Origin of the sequence: Micromonospora sagamiensis (assembly GCF_014680085.1) — a bacterium.
GTDB classification, from domain to species: domain Bacteria; phylum Actinomycetota; class Actinomycetes; order Mycobacteriales; family Micromonosporaceae; genus Micromonospora; species Micromonospora inyonensis.
Genome location: NZ_AP023438.1, coordinates 2,711,991 through 2,732,471 on the forward strand (window position 1 = coordinate 2,711,991; position 20,481 = coordinate 2,732,471).

The 20,481-nt window shown below is 69.8% G+C and carries 14 protein-coding genes and 1 pseudogene; 7 read left to right on the forward strand and 8 right to left on the reverse strand.

The window, feature by feature from the left end:
- Positions 1–97 precede the first annotated feature (97 nt).
- A complete protein-coding gene (locus IGA62_RS11730; protein WP_145821634.1) occupies positions 98–3,580 on the forward strand; it encodes an AAA family ATPase in 3,483 nt (1,160 codons plus the stop codon).
- Positions 3,581–3,689: 109 nt separating this feature from the next.
- Here the strand turns inward: IGA62_RS11730 and IGA62_RS11735 are convergent, their stop codons facing one another.
- The gene (locus IGA62_RS11735) at positions 3,690–4,538 is read right to left on the reverse strand and encodes a formate/nitrite transporter family protein (protein WP_145821633.1); all 849 of its coding nucleotides are present in this window, start codon (positions 4,536–4,538) and stop codon (positions 3,690–3,692) included.
- Between the two features lie 270 nt (positions 4,539–4,808).
- On the opposite strand from IGA62_RS11735, the gene IGA62_RS11740 reads away from it, so the two are divergent.
- The 4 genes from IGA62_RS11740 (at position 4,809) to IGA62_RS11755 (ending at position 9,015) form a co-directional block, all read left to right on the forward strand.
- Positions 4,809–4,949: a YciI family protein gene (locus tag IGA62_RS11740; RefSeq protein ID WP_377465257.1), complete on the forward strand. Its 141-nt coding sequence runs from the start codon at positions 4,809–4,811 to the stop codon at positions 4,947–4,949.
- Between the two features lie 166 nt (positions 4,950–5,115).
- A complete protein-coding gene (gene ppdK / locus IGA62_RS11745) occupies positions 5,116–7,785 on the forward strand; it encodes a pyruvate, phosphate dikinase (protein WP_145821632.1) in 2,670 nt (889 codons plus the stop codon).
- A gap of 11 nt (positions 7,786–7,796) precedes the next feature.
- Positions 7,797–8,207, forward strand: a complete 411-nt coding sequence (locus IGA62_RS11750) for a hypothetical protein (RefSeq protein WP_145821631.1) — start codon at positions 7,797–7,799, stop codon at positions 8,205–8,207.
- A gap of 244 nt (positions 8,208–8,451) precedes the next feature.
- Positions 8,452–9,015, forward strand: coding sequence for a DoxX family membrane protein (locus tag IGA62_RS11755; protein ID WP_145822286.1), 564 nt, complete (start codon positions 8,452–8,454; stop codon positions 9,013–9,015).
- Between the two features lie 398 nt (positions 9,016–9,413).
- Here IGA62_RS11755 and IGA62_RS11760 read toward each other — a convergent pair whose 3' ends face one another.
- Positions 9,414–9,890, reverse strand: coding sequence for a hypothetical protein (locus IGA62_RS11760; protein WP_145821630.1), 477 nt, complete (start codon positions 9,888–9,890; stop codon positions 9,414–9,416).
- 109 nt (positions 9,891–9,999) lie between these two features.
- On the opposite strand from IGA62_RS11760, the gene IGA62_RS11765 reads away from it, so the two are divergent.
- Entirely contained in the window at positions 10,000–11,175 is a 1,176-nt protein-coding gene (locus IGA62_RS11765) for a serine hydrolase domain-containing protein (RefSeq protein WP_145821629.1), read from the forward strand.
- Positions 11,176–11,362: 187 nt separating this feature from the next.
- Here IGA62_RS11765 and IGA62_RS11770 read toward each other — a convergent pair whose 3' ends face one another.
- From IGA62_RS11770 to IGA62_RS11795, 6 genes and pseudogenes are all read right to left on the reverse strand, one after another.
- On the reverse strand, positions 11,363–13,420 hold the full coding sequence (locus tag IGA62_RS11770; protein ID WP_232624967.1) for an APC family permease: 2,058 nt from the start codon (positions 13,418–13,420) through the stop codon (positions 11,363–11,365).
- Complete coding sequence (locus IGA62_RS11775) at positions 13,417–13,566, reverse strand: hypothetical protein (RefSeq protein ID WP_186500133.1); 150 nt, start codon at positions 13,564–13,566, stop codon at positions 13,417–13,419. Before IGA62_RS11775 ends, IGA62_RS11770 begins: the two co-directional genes overlap by 4 nt.
- Positions 13,563–14,246: a response regulator gene (locus tag IGA62_RS11780; protein WP_145821628.1), complete on the reverse strand. Its 684-nt coding sequence runs from the start codon at positions 14,244–14,246 to the stop codon at positions 13,563–13,565. The genes IGA62_RS11775 and IGA62_RS11780 overlap by 4 nt, the downstream gene beginning before the upstream one ends.
- A complete protein-coding gene (locus IGA62_RS11785) occupies positions 14,243–16,786 on the reverse strand; it encodes a sensor histidine kinase (RefSeq protein WP_232624968.1) in 2,544 nt (847 codons plus the stop codon). The genes IGA62_RS11780 and IGA62_RS11785 overlap by 4 nt, the downstream gene beginning before the upstream one ends.
- A 189-nt stretch (positions 16,787–16,975) precedes the next feature.
- Positions 16,976–17,212: pseudogene (locus tag IGA62_RS11790) on the reverse strand (hypothetical protein); the annotation flags it as partial.
- Positions 17,213–17,575: 363 nt separating this feature from the next.
- Entirely contained in the window at positions 17,576–18,631 is a 1,056-nt protein-coding gene (locus IGA62_RS11795) for a hypothetical protein (RefSeq protein WP_145821626.1), read from the reverse strand.
- A gap of 760 nt (positions 18,632–19,391) precedes the next feature.
- Here IGA62_RS11795 and IGA62_RS11800 point away from each other — a divergent pair.
- Positions 19,392–20,303, forward strand: a complete 912-nt coding sequence (locus IGA62_RS11800) for a hypothetical protein (protein ID WP_145821625.1) — start codon at positions 19,392–19,394, stop codon at positions 20,301–20,303.
- Positions 20,304–20,481: the final 178 nt, after the last annotated feature.

Below are 20,481 nucleotides of genomic sequence, written 5' to 3' on the forward strand. Positions count from 1 at the left end.
GCCAGACCCGGTTCGGCGAAGCCCGCCCGGCCCTCCCGGACACCGGGCCGGCTGGACGCCCCACGCTAGGCTGCGCCGGGGAAGTGGAGGTACGTGGATGTCAGAGGTGCGTCAGCATCTGTCGGTACTCGTTGCCTTCCACGGCCAGGCGGACGCATCGGAGGCCACGTTCGCTCCGCCCGCCACCGCACGGCAGCTCGCCAGCTACCGCGCCGCTTTCGGCGAGGACGTTCCCGCCGAGTTGGCTGAGGTGTACGCCGTCATCGGCAGCGGGCCGTTGCTGGACAACGACCTGCTCAGCATCGAACAGGTCATCTCGGCACGCCGGTCGTGGGACGGGATCATAGCCGCGTCGGATGACCCTGACGACGACTACCACGAGGCCATCACGTCGCTGGACCCGGACGCGGTATCGGCCCGTTACTGGAAATCCGGCTGGGTCCAGTTCACCACGGACGGCGGCGGTAACGGCTTCGCGGTGGACCTGGCACCCGAACCCGGCGGCACCGTGGGCCAGGTGATCAACGTGGGTTCGGATGACGACTTCCGTGCCGTCGTCGCGGTATCGGTGGCGGACTTCTTCGCCCGCGTCGCCCAGCTGATCCGCTCCGGCCGCGCCAGCATCTCCGACTCCGGGGAGGTGGAGATCGACAAGGGCGACATGCTGCTGACCGCGCTCCGGCGGCAGAACCGGGAACGCCTTCAAGATCAGGCGCCGCCGCCGGGCAGGCCCGGTCCCGCCCCGGTCGCCCCGCGGCCGACCAGTGGCCGGATCGATCTGCCTGACGACCTGGTGCCGTTGCTGACCGGATCGCCGCACCTCAACGTGTTCGGGTCGACCAGGCCATGGGTGCCGCCGAAGGGATGGCTCGAGGACGCCCGTGCACGACTGATGGCCATCGCCTCGCGCGAAGGGCTCACCGACCTGCCCGCCAAGGCGCCACGACTCAGGCCCGGCACGTCGATGGCGGTCGAAGAGGTGAAGTGGTTGGCGCAGGGCGCGCTCGGCGCGTCCACGAGTGCGTCGGGCTCGCTGTGGCGGCTCGGCGACCTCCTGGTTGCCGACCACCTACAGTCACCACTGACTCCGACGACGGACCCGGAGGCGACCTGGCAGACCCAGGTCGTTCCGTCCCCGCCCGGACGCCTCTTCGCGGACTCCGACAGCCCGGAGCGCCGGGAACGCATCATCCGCTACTACCGCGACTGCCTCCAGGTACTCGTCGAGGCGCCACCGTTCGCGGACCGCGGGCACGCACTGGCCGCGCTGTACTCCCGGATTGCTGAGGATCCAGCGCTGCTCGAACAGCACCGGACGGGGTCGAGGCAGCAACTCGCCGCCCAGTGGCGATCGGCCTTGCTCAGTGACGCGGAGCGCGCCATCCTTCCCGACTACGCCGGACCAGCCGACTACCTCTCCTGGACCCTGACCGGCCTCCGCGCCACCCACCAGCGGTTGGTGGACACCGTGGGCGCCGAGGCCGGCAGCTTCGACGAGTTGGTCGCCACCATGCTGCTGAAGCTCGGCAAGCCGGTGCCTGCGGTCATCGCCACGACCGGGCTGGGCCAGGACGGTTTCCACGCCATCCTCCGCGCGTTCGACATGCTCAAGCCCCGCTTCGACTACGAGACCTGGTACAAGGGGGTGTTCGCGTGGCTGGACCGCGCGATCATCGCGGGCGAGGCGGAGACCGCGCGCATCTGGGTGGGACTGGAGTGGAGCTGCGCCACCGCACTGAACGGCTGGCCGGGCCCGCACAAGGACGTGGCGAGCGGGCTCTTCTTCTGCCTGAGATACCTGCGTAGCCTGCGAACGCTCGGCCAGCCACGGCCCGCCGTCATCAACCCGCTCGTATCCGCCCTCGCCGATGCTCCGAGACCAGCGCGGCCCGCCGCCCTGTCCCGGCCGGCCCGGCCCGGCGGTGCCCCGAGCGATCACGCGGAGCAGGTTCCCGTCAGTCTCCTCGACGACATGGTCGGGTTGTCCCCGGTCAAGCAACGCGTCGTCCGGCTGAATGCTGAGGCCAGAGTCGAGGCGTTGCGCCGCGAGTCCGGTCTGCCGCCGGCCCGCAACCGGCGGCACATGGTGTTCGCGGGAAATCCCGGTACCGGGAAGACCACCATCGCCAGGATCATCGGCCAGATCTATGCCGCGTACGGCGTGCTGGCCTCCGGCCACGTGGTCGAGGTGGCCAGGGCAGAGCTGCTCAACGGCGCCAAGGCGACCGCTGCCGTAACCAACGCGCTCGGTGGCATCCTGATGGTCAACGTCGGCCGGGCGATCCAGGAGAGCCCCGCCTCGCGCGAGGCTGTCGCCACGCTGACCAGGATGATCGAGGAGCACCGCGAGAATCTGGTGGTCATCATCGCCGGGCATCCCAAGGACGTCGCGGACTTCCTGTCCAGCGAGGCCGGCCTGGCGGCACGGTTTCCGAACACCTTCAATTTCGTCGACTTCACCGATGACGAGCTGGTGCGGCTCTTCGAGAAGGAGGCCAACGCGTCCGGGTTCACGCCCGCCGACGGCGTACTCGACCGGGTCCGGAACCTGGTCACGCGAATGCCGCGCGCCGCCGGCTTCGACAATGCCTGGGTGGTCCGCAACCTCGTCGACGAGTCCGCGTCGCACCAGGCGCTGCGGATCAGCCGGTCGGCCACACCCACGGTCGAGCAGCTGGCCGAGCTGCTGGTGGAGGACATCACGGCACCGGCGTCCATCGTGCTCGCGCCCGCCCACAAAGGCGACCCGATGGCGGAGCTGGACGCGCTCATCGGGCTACGCGACGTCAAGGCGCAGGTGCGGCTGCTGGTCGCGGAGGCTCGGGCGGAGAGCCTGCGGACCCGGGCCGGGCTCGCGGTGGGCGGAGGATCCCGGCACATGGTGTTCATCGGCAATCCGGGCACCGCGAAGACCACAGTGGCTCGGATGATCGCCCGGATCTACGCCGACCTCGGATTGCTGGATTCCGGCCATCTGGTCGAGGTGACCAGGGCAGACCTGATCGGCCAGTACATCGGGCAAACCGGTCCACGCGTCCGCGCGGCGTTCGAGCGGGCACTCGGTGGCGTGCTCTTCATCGACGAGGCGTACTCGTTGTCGATGTCCGACTCGCCGAGGGACTACGGTCACGAGGCCATCGCCACGCTGCTCAAGCTGATGGAGGACCATCGCGACGACCTGGTGGTGATCGCGGCCGGCTACGACCGTGAGATGCGGCAGTTCCTCGACGCGAACAGTGGCCTGGCCTCTCGTTTCCCGAAGATCCTCGAGTTCCCCGACTACGACCTCGACGAACTGGTGCAGATCTTCACCGTCCTCGCCGACGACGCCGGCTACCAGCTCGCCGACGACGTACGAGAGCGGGCGCGGACGGCGCTGGCCCGCCTCTGCCGAGGGTCGTCGTTCGGCAACGGCCGCACCGTGCGCAACCTGCTGGAGGCGACCATCGCGAAACAGGCAGCACGGATCATCGAGCTGACCGACGCGCCAGCGGAGGTCATTCGGAAGCTGCTGGTGGAGGATCTGCCGACCGAGTTCGGCGACCAGGACAAACCGCACGCGATCGGCCAGTATCTGTGATCGTCAGGATCCCGGTGCGGCGGCGCGCGGTTGGACCCCGACCATCCCCGCCGCCCGGATCAACGGGTCCGCTTCGCATCGGTGACCTCCGGAGAGGCAGGCGATCCCGTCACGCGTTCACCTTCCGGGATGCCGACTTCTCGGGATGCGGGCGGTTCCGGGTCGCCCCGGTGCGGGCGTGCGTCGCGTACAGGGCGAGCCCGACGAAGACCAGGCCGCCGACCAGGTTGCCGACCACGGTGGGGATCTCGTTCCACAGCAGGTAGTCGGCGATCGAGAAGTCGCCGCCGAGCATCAGGCCGGCGGGAAACAGGAACATGTTCACCACCGAGTGCTCGAAGCCCATGTAGAAGAAGACCAGGATCGGCATCCACATGCCGATCACCTTCCCCGACACCGACGTCGAGATCATCGCGGCGACGACGCCCGTGGAGACCATCCAGTTGCACAGGACGCCGCGGATGAAGAGGGTCAGCATCCCGGCGGCACCGTGGTCGGCGTACCCGACCGTCCGCGACGCGCCGATCGCGCCGAGCCGCTGGCCCACCTCGTTCGGGTCCACGCTGAAGGCGAAGGTCAGGATCACGGCCATCATGAGCGCGACGGTGAGCGCGCCGGCGAAGTTGCCGACGAAGACCAGACCCCAGTTGCGCAGGACCGAACCCAGTCGGACGCCCGGCCGCCGGTCGATCAGCGCGAGGGGAACAAGGGTGAAGACACCGGTCAGGAGGTCGAACCCGAGCAGGTACAGCAGGCAGAACCCGATGGGGAAGAGAAGGGCCCCGACGAGGGGTTGACCCGTCTCCACGGTGACGGTGACCGCGAACGCCGCAGCGAGCGCGAGGATGGCGCCGGCCATGTACGCCCGGATCACCGTGTCCCGGGTGGACATGAACACTTTGGCCTCGCCCGCGTCGATCATCTTCGCGACGAACTCTGCTGGCGTCACGTAGGACATGGACGTCGCTCCTTCTGGTGTGGGCAACCACGGACCTGCCGGTGTGCCCCGAGATCCGGGCTGTCCGGTCGGTCTCGGCACTATAGATGTGCTTCCCCGTAATACTGGGCGGACATCGAGGTGCGTGAGATCCCCCGTTCCGTCGGAGTGGGGGCTACCTGGCGCCCACCCTCCTGGCGCGTCGGAGGCTCCCGACGCGGTACCTGGCCACGGACGGGATGGTCACCGGTTGGCCCCTACCCGGAGACCAAGGAGGTCATCGGCGGGTTCGTGGTCGTCGACGTGGCCTCACGCGAGGAGGCGCTGACGTGGGCTGCCAGGATTGCCGGCGCCTGCCCCTGCGCGCAGGAGGTTCGCGAACTCATGCCCGATCCCGAGACGGACGCGATGCTTCGCCGGGCTGACAGGTGATGATGTCGGACACGACGACCCGTCCCGACGGGCCCTTGGTCCTGTTCTCGGCGCACCGGGACCTTCGTCCCACAGGGTGCCCCGGCCGGCCCTATGGCAGCCATCGGCTGACCCGGTACGACGGAAGGGAGCGCATCCGCATCGACGTGAATTGAGGCTGGCCGCCATGTCGAAGTTCGTGTACGACTTCATCGAGGGCAACAAGGACCTCAAGGACCTGCTCGGCGGTAAGGGCGCGAACCTCGCCGAGATGACCCGCCTCGGGCTGCCGGTGCCACCCGGGTTCACCATCACCACCGACGCGTGCCGGGCGTACCTGGCCACCGGGACCGCGCCAGCCGGCATGTTCGCGCAGGTGGAGGAGCACCTGCGGGAGATGGAGGCGCAGCTGGACAAACGCCTCGGCGACCCGCGAGACCCGCTGCTGTTGTCGGTGCGTTCGGGTGGCAAGTTCTCCATGCCCGGGATGATGGAGACGATCCTCGACGTCGGCCTGACCGACACCAGCGTCGTCGGGCTGGCCGCGCAGAGCGGTGACGAACGCTTCGCCTGGGACTCCTACCGGCGGCTGATCCAGATGTTCGGCAAGACGGTCTGTGACGTCCCGGGTGAGGCGTTCGAGCACGCGCTCGACGCGGCGAAGGTCGCGGCGGGCGTCGCCGCGGACACCGGGCTGGGCACCGCCGAGCTCCAGCACTTGGTGGAGGAGTACAAGAAGGTCTTCCACGCCCACACCGGCCGCGACTTCCCGCAGGCCCCACACGAGCAGTTGTACCTGGCAATCGAATCGGTGTTCCGGTCGTGGAACTCCGAACGGGCGATGCTCTACCGCCGGCAGGAACGCATCCCGCACGAGCTGGGCACCGCCGTGAACGTGATGGCGATGGTGTTCGGCAACCTCGGCGCCGGCTCCGGCACCGGGGTGGCGTTCACCCGCGACCCGGCCACCGGCCAGCGCGGCGTCTACGGGGACTACCTGGAGAACGCCCAGGGCGAGGACGTCGTGGCCGGGATCCGCAACGCGGTGCCGTTGCAGGACCTGCAGGACATCGACCCGGCCAACTTCGCCGAGCTGATGTCGACGATGGACCGGCTGGAGCACCATTACCGGGACCTGTGCGACATCGAGTTCACCATCGAACGCGGCAAGCTGTGGATGTTGCAGACCCGGGTCGGCAAACGCACCGCCGCCGCCGCGTTCGTCATCGCCACCCAGCTCGTCGACGAGGGCATCATCACCCTGGACGAGGCACTGCACCGGGTCACCGGCGCGCAGCTCGGCCAGCTCATGTTCCCCGCGTTCGACCCGGCGGCGACTCCGCAGCCGCTCATCACCGGGGTGGCGGCCTCGCCAGGTGCGGCCGTCGGACGCGTCGTGTTCGACTCCGCGCAGGCCGTGGCCGCCGACGACCACGTCATCCTGGTCCGCCGGGAGACCAACCCGGACGACCTGCCCGGCATGATCGCCGCACAGGGCATCCTGACCAGCCACGGCGGCAAGACCTCGCATGCCGCCGTGGTCGCCCGAGGCATGGGCAAGCCGTGTGTCTGCGGGGCCGACACTCTCGACATCGACGCCCGGGCCGGCACCGTGACCGTCGACGGGACCGTCATCCGCGACGGCGACGTGGTCTCCATCGACGGCACCACCGGACGGGTCTACCTCGGTGCCGTGCCGGTGCGCCCCTCGCCCGTGGTACGGCACTTCGAAGGCGACCCGCAGGTCAGTGGTGATGCCCTGGTGGCGGCCGTGGACCGGTTGCTGGCGCACGCCGACGGAATCCGCCGCCTGGGTGTGCACGCCAACGCCGACACCGCGCCCGACGCCGAACGCGCCCGCCGTTTCGGTGCCGCCGGGATCGGTCTGTGCCGTACCGAGCACATGTTCCTCGGCGATCGCCGTGAGCTCGTCGAACGGCTCATCCTGGCCGCCGACGACGCCGAACGCACCGCCGCCCTGGACGCGCTGCTGCCCCTGCAACGCGCCGACTTCGTCGAGATCCTCGAAGCGATGGACGGGTTGCCGGTCACCATCCGGCTGCTCGACCCGCCGCTGCACGAATTCCTGCCCGCCCTGGAGGACCTCACTGCCCGGGTGGCACGCGCCGAAGCACTGGGCGACGACCCGGGCCGCGACCGGTTGCTGCTCGACGCGGTACGCCGCATCCACGAGTCCAATCCGATGCTCGGCCTGCGCGGCGTCCGCCTCGGCCTGGTGATCCCCGGTCTGTTCGCCATGCAGGTCCGGGCCATAGCGGAGGCCGCCGCGATCCGCGTCCGGGCCGGTGCCGACCCGAGGCCGGAGATCATGGTTCCGTTGGTCGGTGCCGTGCAGGAACTCGAGGCGGTCCGCCACGAAGCCGAAGCCCTGCTCGCGACCATCGACGGTGTGCCGCCGATCCGGATCGGCACCATGATCGAAGTACCGAGGGCGGCGCTGACCGCGGGGGAGATCGCGCAGTCGGCGGAGTTCTTCTCCTTCGGCACCAACGACCTCACCCAGATGGGCTGGGGGTTCTCCCGCGACGACGTCGAAGGCTCGTTCTTCGGCCGCTACCGCGAACTGGGCATCTTCGCGGTGTCCCCGTTCGAGACCATCGACGCCAAGGGCATCGGCCGCCTGGTCCGCATCGCCGTCGAGGAGGGCCGCGCCGCCCGTCCCGAGCTCACCGTCGGGGTCTGCGGTGAACACGGCGGCGACCCCGAATCGGTGCGGTTCTTCCACACCGCCGGCCTGGACTACGTCTCCTGCTCGCCGTACCGCATCCCGATCGCCCGGCTGGAAGCCGGCCGCGCCGCGGCCCACCGCACGGCAGCGACGTCCGACAGCCGATAGGAGGGGGAGTCATGACCACCACCATCCGCACACCCACCACAGCCGCACCGGCAACGACAGCCTCGGCCACCGCCCCGGCGATCGAGGTCGACGACCGGCGATCGATCACCCTGGTGCCGGTCAGCCACCGCAACCGCACGGTCGGGGCGTACATCGTCCGGGACGGAACGGCGCGCTTCCACCCCGTCGTCGACGTGACCCGCATCGTGGCCTGGAGCCTGGCCGCCACCGCGGTCACCACGGCCGCCGTCGCGATGGCGATCACCCGGCGCAGGCCGTCGGCGATCGGGACGGTCACCATGGGCCACGGCGGCTGGGTCAGCCTCAAGAACCAGCCAGCCCCGGCGCTGCACGCCGCCGCACGCGGCCGACCATGGTGGGCGCACCTGCTGCGAGCGCGCCGACTGGTACCCGAGCGCTGACCACGCTGCGGGGCGGGACCCGTGTCCCGCCCCGCAGCGTCCTACGTCCCTGCCGCACCGGTCCCGGCGAGCCGACACGAGGGGAGGAGCGCCCAAGTGGGGTGTCGCGCCGGCGGGGCTCGGTAGGTGTCCGTGGTCGCTGGGGGTCGAAGGTCCCGGCAGGTCCGGTACGGCGGCCCTGATCGATACCCCCGCCACCGGCTGGAATAGAGGTGACCGAAGGACAAGAAGGGACGTGGACATCATGACCGCCACCGCCGAGCGCCACACCACCAACCACCGGGTGACCGCTCCCGTGGTCACCACCCACGAGACGACCACGGCCAAGGCCACCCGCTACACCCTCGCCGGGCTGCGCCTCGCCCTGGGCTGGACATTCCTCTGGGCGTTCGTCGACAAGGTCTTCGGCCTCGGTTTCGCCACCCCGGAGAAGAACGCCTGGATCAACGGCGGCAGCCCCACCAAGGGGTTCCTCGCCAACGCCGCGACCGGCCCGTTCGAAGGCTTCTACCAGAGCATCGCCGGCGCCGCCTGGGCCGACTGGCTCTTCATGATCGGCCTCGCCGCGATCGGCACCGCCCTCATCCTCGGCATCGGCATGCGCGTCGCCGCCGTCGCCGGTGGGCTGCTGCTGGTCATGATGTGGACCGCCGTCCTGCCCCCGGAGAACAACCCCTTCATGGACGACCACCTCATCAACGCCGCCGTCCTGGCCCTTCTCGCCCTGACCGCCGCCGGCGACACCCTCGGCCTCGGCAAGGCCTGGGCCCGACTGCCCATCGTCCGACGGAACACCTGGCTCAGGTGACCACCGTTCGCGGGCCGGCACCCCACCGGGAGCCAGCGCCGAGCACTCACCAACCGGGGCGAACCGAGCCGTTCAACGGCATGGTTCGCCCCGTACGAGATTCCGCAGGCATGCCATGACAACCGCGAGCACCCAAACGTCCAGGAGACCTCCCACAGCCGCTTGCCCGCGATGACCCGCTGCGGGATGGTGGCGTTGGCCAGTCCTGCGCCGGAGTCGAGGTGCACCACCACCTTGGCCGAGCGAGGGTCGGGCCGCTGCCTCAGGTCGCCGATCCGTCCCGCGACCTCATCGGCTTTGGCCGTCAGGGGGTCGAGACCCTGCCGGCGGCAGTACCGCAAGTGGTCCTCAACAGCCCGTCCGTAGGCGTCAATCGTGCTCGGCCGTCACTGGGGGCGTCAGGCGGGTGGCTTGGACGGTGCGACGTTGCGGAACCGCTCGTGCGCCGACTGCCGGCTGATACCGAGCGCGTTTCCGATCTCGGCCCAGGAGAGCCCGGCCTCCCGGGCCGCCATCACGGCGCGTTCGATCAGCGGCCGTTGCCAGCGTTCCACCTCGGCGAGGATGCCGAGCGCCTGCAATGGCCAGGTAGTGGCCAGCTCGGCGACGTTGTCCCGGAGGGTGTCGGAGCGGCCCAGCAGCCAGCCGGGTGGAGTGGCGGCCAGGATCGGCCCGATGTGCCCGCCCCATTCGGAGGTGGCCATCCAGCGTCCCTCGTCGGCGGCCGGATAGTCCCTGGTTCCGACCCAACCGCAACTGCACCGGGCCCGGTAGCCGACAGTGCCGGCTGGTGCTGCGGCGGCGGTACTCAACGTCCCGTTCGGCAACCGGAACCCGATGAGGTCCGCGTGCCCCGGAACCATTTCCTCCGCCATCCCACAAGCATAGGCACGTCAGGATCTCCTGACATCATGTGTCAGAATGCCCTGACACCAATGCCCGGGATCGTCGTTTCCTGGGCCCGACACTCCGAGAGGAAAGCGCATGTCCGTGGTAAGCGGCACCGTCGCGCCGGGTTACGAGCCGATCCAGGAGGCGTTCCGGGCGAACTTCGAGACGCGGTCCGAGCTCGGCGCGGCCGTCAGCATCTACCGGCACGGCCGGGAGGTGGTTCGACTCTGGGGCGGGGCCGCCGATCCCACCACCGGCCACGCCTGGCGGGAGAACACCCTCCAGGTCGTCTACTCGACCACCAAGAGCGTGCCCGCCGCCTGTGCGCACCTGCTGGCCCAGCGCGGGCAACTCGACCTGGACGCACCCGTCGCCGAGTACTGGCCCGAGTTCGCGGCGGCCGGCAAGGACAGCATCCCGGTCCGCTGGCTCCTGTCCCACCAGGCAGGAGTGCCGGTGCTCGACCGTCCGGTCCCGCTCGCAGAGGCGTTGGCCTGGGAACCGGTCGTCGCCGCCCTAGCCGCCCAGGCACCCGCCTGGCAGCCGGGCACGGCACACGGCTACCACGCGCTCACCTACGGCTGGCTGGTCGGCGAGGTGGTCCGCCGCGTCTCCGGCCGCAGCCTCGGCACGTACTTCGCCGACGAGATCGCGAAACCACTCGGCCTGGACTTCTGGATCGGCCTGCCCGCCACCGAGGCACACCGGGTCGCCCGGACCGTCGAGCAGCCGGTCGACCCACCCGCCGCCACCGGGGCGGTGCCGGAGGCGCTGCGGGAGGCGCTCGCCGCGTACACCGATCCAACCTCGTTGGTGGTCCGGTCGACGATGGTGACCGACCCGCCGCTCGACCTCACCGACCCACGTACCTGGTCGGCGGAAATCCCCTCGGTCAACGGCATCTGCACCGCCTCATCACTGGCCCGCTTCTACGCGGGCCTCATCGGCGCGGTCGACGGCATCCGGATCCTCGACGCGACCACCCTCACCACCGCCACCCGCGAACAGGCCAGCGGAACCGACCATGTGCTGAGGGTGCCGACCCGGCCGGCGCTCGGCTTCGGCCTGCCACTGCCGGAACAGCCCTGGTGGTCGCCCACCGCTTTCGGCTTCCCCGGCCACGGCGGCTCGCTCGGCTACGCCGATCCGACCAGCGGCATCGCCTTCGGTTACGTGACGAACGGACTCCGCGTCACGATGGGCCCGGACCCCCGCACGACCAGCCTGATCGAGGCAGTCCGGACGGTCGTTTCCCGCCAACCGGCCTGACCCCTGCCGGCGGCCCCCTGAACGGACCCGGCGTGGCAGAGAGCCACCGGGACCGTTTGCCTCCACCCACCAACTCAACCCCAAGGCCCCGACCAGTCCGCCCCCGGCTGGTTCCCCGACGTCCGAGCACCCACGGAGCAAACCCGAGCAGCCCGACCAGGCCGTATTCAGGGGCAGCCGCCGTGAATCAGCCGCCGACGTGGATCCCGGGTCGGCGGGCCGGGTCTCGTTCGGCCTTGCGGAGGATCTCGCGTACGACCGGTGGGGTGTCACCGCGGCCGAGAATGAGATAGCGCATGAGGTGGGCGATGGGGTTGCCTTCGGACCACTCAAAGTGCGCATGTGGGCGTACGCCGGTGGCGTCGCGCAGGGCGAGCAGGATGGCGGCGATGGCGTTCGGTGCGGCGGGGCTCTGCGCTCGCAGAATCCGGTGGCCCTCCACGTCGACGCCCTGCACCCGTAGGACGCCGCTGAACTCCGACGGGTCGATGACCTCGATCTCGAGGAAGAGCACGTCCGCCGCGCCGGGCACCGGGTTCATGCCGCGTTGCGCGCGTTCCTTGGCCCGGTATTCGGCGCTGGTGCACACGTCGGGGCGGTGGGCGATGATGTCCAGCCGTCCGTCGTACTCGATCGAGTCGGCGACGAATCGCCGCGCCGGCTCGTCGAACTCGATGCGTTCGGCGCGTAGTTCGGTGGTGCGGGAGACGCGGGACACCAGGGAGACGGCGATGATGCCGGCGATGAACAGGCCGGAGATCGCGATACCGTCTGGTTTCTCGATGATGTTCTCCGCCAGGGCGTAGAGCAGGACCACGGTGAGCAGCGCGAGCCCGGCGGTGGCGGCGCGTTGCCGTCGGCGTAGCGCGGAGATGGTCACCGCGACCGCCCCGGAGACCATCATGGCGAGGATCCCGGTGGCGTAGGCGCCGGCTTGGGCGTTGACGTCGGCGCGGAACGCGATGGTGATGGCGATGCTGATGAGGGTGTAGACGATGACGACAGGGCGTACGGCCCGGCCCCACTCCGGTGCCATGCCGTAGGAGGGCAGGTAGCGGGGCACAATGTTGATCAGTCCGGCCATCGCGGAGGCGCCGGCGAACCAGAGGATCAGCACGCTGCTGATGTCGTAGACGGTGCCGAATGCCTCTCCCACGTGTTCGTGGGCGATGTAGGCCAGTGCCCGGCCGTTGGCCGCGCCGCCGGGTTGGAACTCGTCGGCGGGGATCAGCAGCGTGGTGACAAGGGTGGTACAGACCAGGTAGGCCGACATGATCACCGCAGCGGCGGTCAGCAGCTTGCGGGTGTTGCGGATCCGGGCGGCGAGTCGGGCCTGGGCGTCCGGCCCGTCTCCCCGGACCAGGGGCATCATGCTCACCCCCGTTTCGAAGCCGGACAGGCCGAGCACCAGCAGTGGGAAGGCCAGCACGGCGGGACCGATGATGTCGCCGATCCCGCCGGTGCCGGTGGTCAACGCGTCGGTCCATCCCGCGAGCAGGCCGGGGTTTCGGATCACCTCGACCAGGCCGACGGCCACAACCGTCGCGTTGAGCGCCAGGAATACCGCGACCAGGGGGATCGCCACCCCGACGGCCTCGTTGAAGCCGAGCAGGAACACCCCGCCCAGGATGAGCAGCAACACGACGGTGACCGCCACTGCGGCGGTGGTGCCGTGCGGGAACCCGTCGGGCAGGATCGGGTTCTCCAGCAGGTGCACGGTGGCGTCGGCGGAGGACAGGGTGATCGTGATGATCCACGAGGTGGCCACGAACCCGAGCAGCACCAGGACGAAGATCTTGCCTTTCCAGAACGGCAGCAGCCGCTCCAGCATGGCCACCGAGCCCTGCCCGTTCGGGCTCTCTCGGGCTACTCGCCGGTACATGGGCAGTACCCCGAACAGGGTCAGCGCCACGATCAGCAGAGTCGCCAACGGGGAGAGCGCTCCTGCCGCCAGCGCGGCGATGCCCGGTAGGTAGGACAGGGTGGAGAAGTAGTCCACGCCGGTCAGGCACATCACCTTCCACCATGCGTGCGGGGCGGCGTGCGACTCGCCGGTCTCCGGTCCCGCCACCTGCACCCGGTGCCGCAGCAGCCACCGCGCCAGCGGGCTCGACACGGGCGTGCCATCGGACGGCGTGTCGACGCACTCCGGTACCTCCGGTCGGGGCGCGCCCCGCAGTCGCGCGCCGTCGTTCACGCTCGCCGCACCGCGTCTGGTGGCACGACGCGACCGTCCGCTGCTCATCCCTGGCGCTCCCGTCGGACTGGGCGGCGCAGTGGGGTCCGGTTCAGCAGACCCGCACCGGCGGCGACGGCGAGGAAGATCGCTCCTACGGCGAGGCCGATCAGAACCAGATGCTTGAGGATGGCCATGGTGTCCTGTCGTTTCATGGCTGGTAGCGGTAGCCCATGCCGGGTTCGGTGATGAGGTGGCGGGGCCGGGCCGGGTCGGATTCGAGCTTGCGGCGTAGCTGGGCCATGTACTGGCGCAGGTAGCTGGTCTCGGTTTCGTATCCCGGGCCCCAGACGTCGTGGAGGAGCTGGCGCTGGCTGATCAGCTTGCCGGGGTTGCGGAGCAGTGTTTCGAGGACGCCCCACTGGGTGGGGGTCAGTTTGATCTCGATGCCGTCGTCGTGGGTGACGGTGTGGGCGGCGAGGTTGACGGTGTGCCGGCCGAGCCGTGCGGTGGGGCTGGCCGCGTCGGCGCCGGTCGCGTGTCGGCGGGTGACGGCGCGGATGCGGGCGAGGAGCTCGTCGACGCCGAAGGGTTTGGTGACGTAATCGTCGGCGCCGGCATCGAGGGCGGTGACCTTGTCGTCGCTGCCGGCGCGGCCGGAGAGCACGATGATGGGGACGGTGGTCCAGCCGCGGAGACCCTGGATGACGTCGACGCCGTCGAGGTCGGGTAGACCGAGGTCGAGCACCACGAGGTCGGGTGGTTGGCTGGCGGCGGCCTTGAGCGCGGCGGCGCCGGTGGCGGCCACGACGACGTCGTAGCCGCGGGCGCGCAGGTTGATGCGCAGGGCGCGCAGGATCTGGGGTTCGTCGTCGACGACGAGGATCCGGTTCATTCCTGCGGGCCCTCCATGGGGTCGGTCGTTGTGGTGGCGGGCAGCCGCAGCACCATGGTGAGTCCTCCGCCGGGGGTGGTCTCGGGGGTGATGCTGCCGCCCATGGCTTCGGCGAGACCGCGGGACAGGGCGAGGCCGAGGCCGACGCCGGTGGTGTTGTCGCGGTCACCGAGGCGCTGGAACGGCAGGAAGACGTGTTCCCACTGGTCCTCGGCGATGCCGGGGCCGGTGTCGATGACGCGTAGTTCGACGTGGCCGGAGTGGGCGCTGGCGGTGATGGTGGGCGGTTGCCCGGGTGGGCTGTGACGCAGGGCGTTCGCGACGAGGTTGACCAGGACCCGCTCCAGCAGTCCCGGGTCGGCGGTGGCGGCCGGCAGGTCGGCGGGGATGTCGGTGGTGACGTCGGCGGCCTGCGGGCCGAGTTCGTCCAGGGCCCGGGGTACGACGTCCTCCAGGCCGATGGGAATGGTGTGGACGCCGAGGGCTCCGGCCTGAAGGCGGCTCATGTCGAGCAGGTTGGCCACCAGCCGGCCGAGCCGGTCGAGGGACTCGTCGGCGGTGGCCAACAGCTCGTCCCGGTCCTCGGCGTCGAAGTCGACGTCGCGGCTGCGCAGGCTGGACACGGCGGCTTTGGCCGAGGCGAGGGGGGTGCGCAGGTCATGGCTGACGGCGGCGAGGAGTGCGGTACGCATCCGGTCGGCCTCCACCAGGGGCCGGGCGGCGGCGGCCTCCTCGGCGAGGCGTTCCTGGCGGAGCGCGACGGCGGCCTGCGCGGCGAAGGCCTCGACGATGCGCCGGTCCGCGGCCTCCAGCCGCCGGCCGGAGAGCACGACGGTGAGACGTTCGTCGACGGGTACCGTCGTTTCGCCTGCGCTCGGGCTGCCGGCTGGCGCCTCGCCGACACTGGCGACGACTCGCCAGGCGTCTTCCTCCCGGTCCCGGCCGGGGCGTCCGGCAGCCTCGGCGGCCAGTTCCAGGACGCTGACCGCGCGCAGCGCGAAGGTCTCCCGGAGCCGTTCCAGCAGCGCCGGCAGGGGTCGCTGTCCACGCAGGACGTTGCCGGCGACGGTGGCGAGGGTCTGTGCGTCGGCGGATGCGCGGGCCGCCTCTCGGGTGCGCCGGGCGGCGACGTCGACGACCCAGCTGACCGCGACGGCGACGCCGACGAAGACGCCCAGGGCAAGCAGGCTGTCCCCCTCGGCGATGATCAGCGTGTGGAAGGGCGGGGTGAAGAACCAGTTGAGCAGCAGGAACCCGCCCAGCGCGGCGAGCAGCGCCGGCCACAGCCCGCCGACCAGCGCGACGCCGACGATGGCGGCGATGAAGATCGGGATGTCGTTGGCCAGCGTGAGGTCGGGCAGCGCCGCCAGCAGCAGGGTGAGCAGCGGCATACCGAGCAACGCGAGCGCGTATCCGAGCAGCCGCCGGCGGCGGGACAGCGCGGCCGGCACTCCCGCCGCACGCCGACCGCGCCCGGCCTCGGCGTGGGTGACCAGGTGGACATCGATGGGACCGGACAGGGCGGTGGTGGTGACGCCGACGCCGCGGGAGAGAATCTGCGCGAAACGACCGCGGCGGCTGGCGCCGAGCACCAACTGGGTGGCGTTGACGCCGCGGGCGAAGTCGAGCAGGGCGGCCGGGACGTCGGCGCCGAGGACATGGTGATAGGTGCCACCAAGGCTCTCCACCAGAACTCGCTGCCGGGCGAGCTGCGCCGGGTCGGCACCGGCGCGGGCGACGTGCACCGCGAGGAGGTCGGCGCCCTTGCTGCGGGCGGCGATCCGCGCCGCGCGCCGGATCAGGGTTTCGCCCTCGGGTCCGCCGGTGAGCGCCACGACCACCCGCTCGCGGGCCTCCCAGATGGCGGTGATGCCCTGCTGGGCCCGGTACGCGTCGAGCTGCTCGTCGACCTTGTCGGCGAGCCAGAGCAGGGCCAGCTCACGCAGGGCGGTGAGGTTACCGACGCGGAAGTAGTCACCGAGCGCTGCGTCGATCGTGTCGGGGCGGTAGATGTTGCCGTGGGCCATCCGCCGGCGTAGCGCCTCGGGGGTCATGTCGACGAGCTCGACCTGCTCGGCGGCGCGGACGATCTGGTCGGGCACGGTTTCGCGTTGGGTGGTGCCGGTGATCTGGGCGACGACGTCGTTGAGCGACTCCAGGTGCTGGATGTTGACCGTGGTGAGCACGGTGATCCCGGCGTCGAGGAGTTCCTGGATATCCTGCCAACGCTTGTCGTTGCGGGAGCCGGGCACGTTGGTGTGCGCCAGCTCGTCGACCACAGCCACCTCGGGGGCACGGGCCAGGACCGCGTCGAGATCCATCTCGGTGAACTCAGCGCCCCGACAGGTGATCGTGCGGAGAGGCACGATTTCCAATTCGCCGATCATGGCAGCCGTGTGCCTGCGGCCGTGGGTCTCGACGAGTCCGATCACCACGTCCGTGCCATGCTCGACGCGGCGCTGGGCCTCCTCGAGCATGGCGTAGGTCTTGCCGACGCCGGGGGCGGCACCGAGGTAGATGCGCAGTTCCCCTCGTGGCACAGCACAAGTCCTCTCCACAGCGTGACCGGCGGGTCCGGGGACGGGGTACCGGGCTGGGACGTTGCCAGCGTCCCAGCCCGGCGCCGTCGCGTTCAGCGTGTTGGAACTGTTCATCCACTGCGAGGTGAACTCCAGCACGTTCACCCCCGGCGAGCTCATAAAGCCGAGCGACCGGCCAGTGATGTGCTCTTGCACCGGGTGCCGGGGCGTCGCTGGGCCCGCGCCGCGCTCGCGCGCCACCCGCTGCACCTGTGCCGGGGAGATGTGCGGATGTCGGAACCCCGGCGCAGGTAGTCGCCGAACGGCTCGCAGACGGCGGCGAGCATCGCTGCCGGGGACAGCACGAACACCACGCCAGACACGTCTGACTCCTCGATTCGCGAAGCATCTCGCCGCAGCCGCCGGTCGGCCGCGCCGAGCAATCACAACGCCACCCGACCACGAACGACAGGGGCAATAACGCGACCATCACGCCGAACCGGCGATTCTTAACGCCTTCTTCACGCATTCGTCGACGCGTGACCCCGGTCACCGCTGGATACGGCAGACCGGCGGCAACCCGACCTGGCGGTGCACGGACCTCCCTGGGCGACGAGCTTCAGCCGCATCGTCGACCTTTGTAGCGGGGATCGCGGCGGCTGGGGCGCCCTGGTCCTGGCCGGGAGGGTTCGGAAGCCCGGACAACCGGTGAACACGACCTCAGGTCCCAGCGCTTCCGCCTCCGCGACCACGTTCAACGAGCGGACAGCAGCAACCCGACGCCGAGCCCCTTCGTGGTCGAGCGTGCGCCTACCGCGTGATCGCGCTGATAACGGCCGCCGCGACGACTCCGAACAGCAACGGGATCAGACAGCCGACGACCGCGGTTCCACGCACCCTCGTCCTCGCGAACAGCGTTGCTCTGCGCGATCGACGCGATTCATCCGCGACTCGCGTCCCCGGCACGGCAGAACCGCCCTGTCGGTCCAGTTGCTCGTCCACCAGCGCGGCGAGGTCCTCGATCCACTCCCAGAATGCAGGATCCGTGTTCGGCAGCGCCCGACGCGCGATGAAGAAGACGCGGTCGTCGACGATCTCGACGTCGCAGTTTCCCGCGAGCTCGACGAGCGTCTCCTGCACCGCGGGGGTGATCAGCCTCCGGACGGCGTCGTCATCCTGCGGTGCGCAGAGAACCTGGAAATGCACGTCGAACGAGCCGCCTATGAGCAGTGGCCGTTGCGATGGCGCTGCCCTCCATGCGCACGACGGGATATCTCGCGCGGCGGTCACCAGCGTCATCGGCGGCAACGCTGTCCGAACAGTGAACATGGCGTAGCAGGCCGTGTGCGGCATGCGCGTCCGCGCCGTCCATGTGTCATAGGCGTAGTTCGCGACCTCGAACGGACGATGCGCGGTCGCGGTCACCAGGTCGCCCGCGACACGCGACGATCCGACGTGGAACAAAGCCGCCGGTCGAACCGGATCCTTCTCGGCGGCTGTATAGGACATCCCATTCGCCTCGGTGAAGCGCCTCAGCCGGTACCAGCCGACCTCCGAGGCCTGACGACCCCGGAGGACACCCCGGATCTGCATCACGGCGAGCGGAACCACCATGAGACCCGCGATCACCACCGTCGTGGCATCGGCGCCGGGCGCCCCGAGCATGAGCTGCACCATCAGCACGTACAGGGCGGCCAACACCCCCGCACCGACCACGAGGACGGCGGCCTGGAACACGATCCGACCTCCGGCTGCGGCCTCGCCGAAACGTCCGCCTTCGTGACGCATCAGTACGCGACCCTCCGCACGGGCAAGCGCAGGATCGACGGGGACGCGAAGCGCGACGTCATCGAAGCGCGATGTCATCAGACCACCTCCGCCACGGGTCCAGGGCAAGATCCGTCGAGCTGCGTCAGCGTCCCGGCTGCCATGCTCCTCCTTCGATCAACGGCATCTGCACGGTGACCGCTACCGACCGCACAGTCACGGAACGTGATGACGCCCGAGTGGCACCCACCGTCCAACCAGGCCAGACAACACAAAAGGCCTGACCCGCGTTTCCGCGGGTCAGGCCTTTTGTGATCTTGCGCGCCCGAAGGGACTCGAACCCCTAACCTTCTGATCCGTAGCCAGAAGCTTCAATGCTTAAAGTAAATTATTTGACCCAGTCCAACCCCGTCCGACCCGATCCGAATGCGTTATGTCAGGTACGGGAGTTGAGCAAGATTTATCAATATGTTTTCCACTTAGAAGCAGAGTCGAAAATCCGGCTCAGTCCAGTCCGTCCGGGCCAGTTCCCCGACGTCCGAGCACCCACGGAGCACCCCCGATCACCCCGACCAGGCCCGATCAGGGCGGGGCGCGACGGCCACCCATCGCCGCGCTGGGAAGCCGGATCCACCGAGTGACCGCGCGGCGGTCTAACGAGAGCAAACTTGCCCGATAGGTCTGACTCTGATAGTCAGGTATCTGGTTATGCGGCCAGGGTCGAACCCTGGCAGGCAGCCGCGAATCTTCCTGAGCGCCGGCGTTGCGGACGTACCGCGACGTGCAGCCCCGCCATGCTCCCTCTCCCCGCAGAGCGCCCGCACGTTGAGTGCGCCCGCCCATCGAACGGAACTCCCAGATGAAGACGATCTACCACGGCTTCCTGCCGCAGCACACCGCCAGCACCCACCGCGTGTTCGCCATCGTCGACCACGGCGGCGGGGAAACGATGGAGGCCCTGGCCACGTTCCCCACCGCGGAGCGGGCCGACACCGTCGCGGATCTGTTGAACCTGCTGACCGTCGGACACCCGCCCGAGCGGACCCGGGACCGGTTGCTGGCCGCCCTCGACGCCGAGCCGGGCCCGGTCCGCGCCGCGGTCACCTCGATCCTCGATGCCCTCGACACCAACCCTCATGCCCTGGCCGTGCACCTGCGACGCCGAGCGACCGCAGGATTCGCCAGCTTCCCGGTCACCGGCTGCCCGACGGGCGGATGCGACACCTCCATGACCTGCGCCGACGGATGCCTCGACTGCGCCGCCTGCGACAGCGGCGAATGCGACACCTGCATGCCGCCGGTGATCACCCCGCGGACCGCGCTGCTGCTGCACACCGCTGCGGAGATCCTCAGCGACGAGGTCACGGCGGCGTTGGAGAACCCGGACGGCTGGGAGGCGTTCCCGCCGTTCTTCCGGCATCTGCCCCCGGCCGCGGTGGAGCGGTTCCGCACCGCGTTCCTCGACCTGGCCGCCGACCTCACCCACGGCGCCGAACCCCACCCCCGCACCAACGCCGAGGAGATGGCCCTGCACCTCATGACCGACCGCGCCACCGCCGAACTCGAACTCGGCGCCTTCGACAAGGACCTGGAGCAGCTACCCGAAACCACCGCCGACTACGACTGGGAGGGCATCCTGGACACGCTCTTCCAGGACAGCGACTACACCATGCTGATGACCAACCCCGGCAAGCTACACGCCAAGACGATCGCCAGCCTGTTCCACCCGTTCGACGACATGCCCGAACGCCCGTACACCACATCCTTCTGAGGAGCCGGGCGAAAGTTCCGCCTCACGCGGCGTACCACGTCTGCAGCGGTCGTCTGACCGTTGAGAGTCAGGGCGTTGCGATCCTCGCCCGGCACGGTGGCCGGACGCAGCACCCGGGATCTCGCCCCCTTCCTCATCGGCTACCTCAGCGTTGCGATCCTCGCCCCGGCGCGGTGGC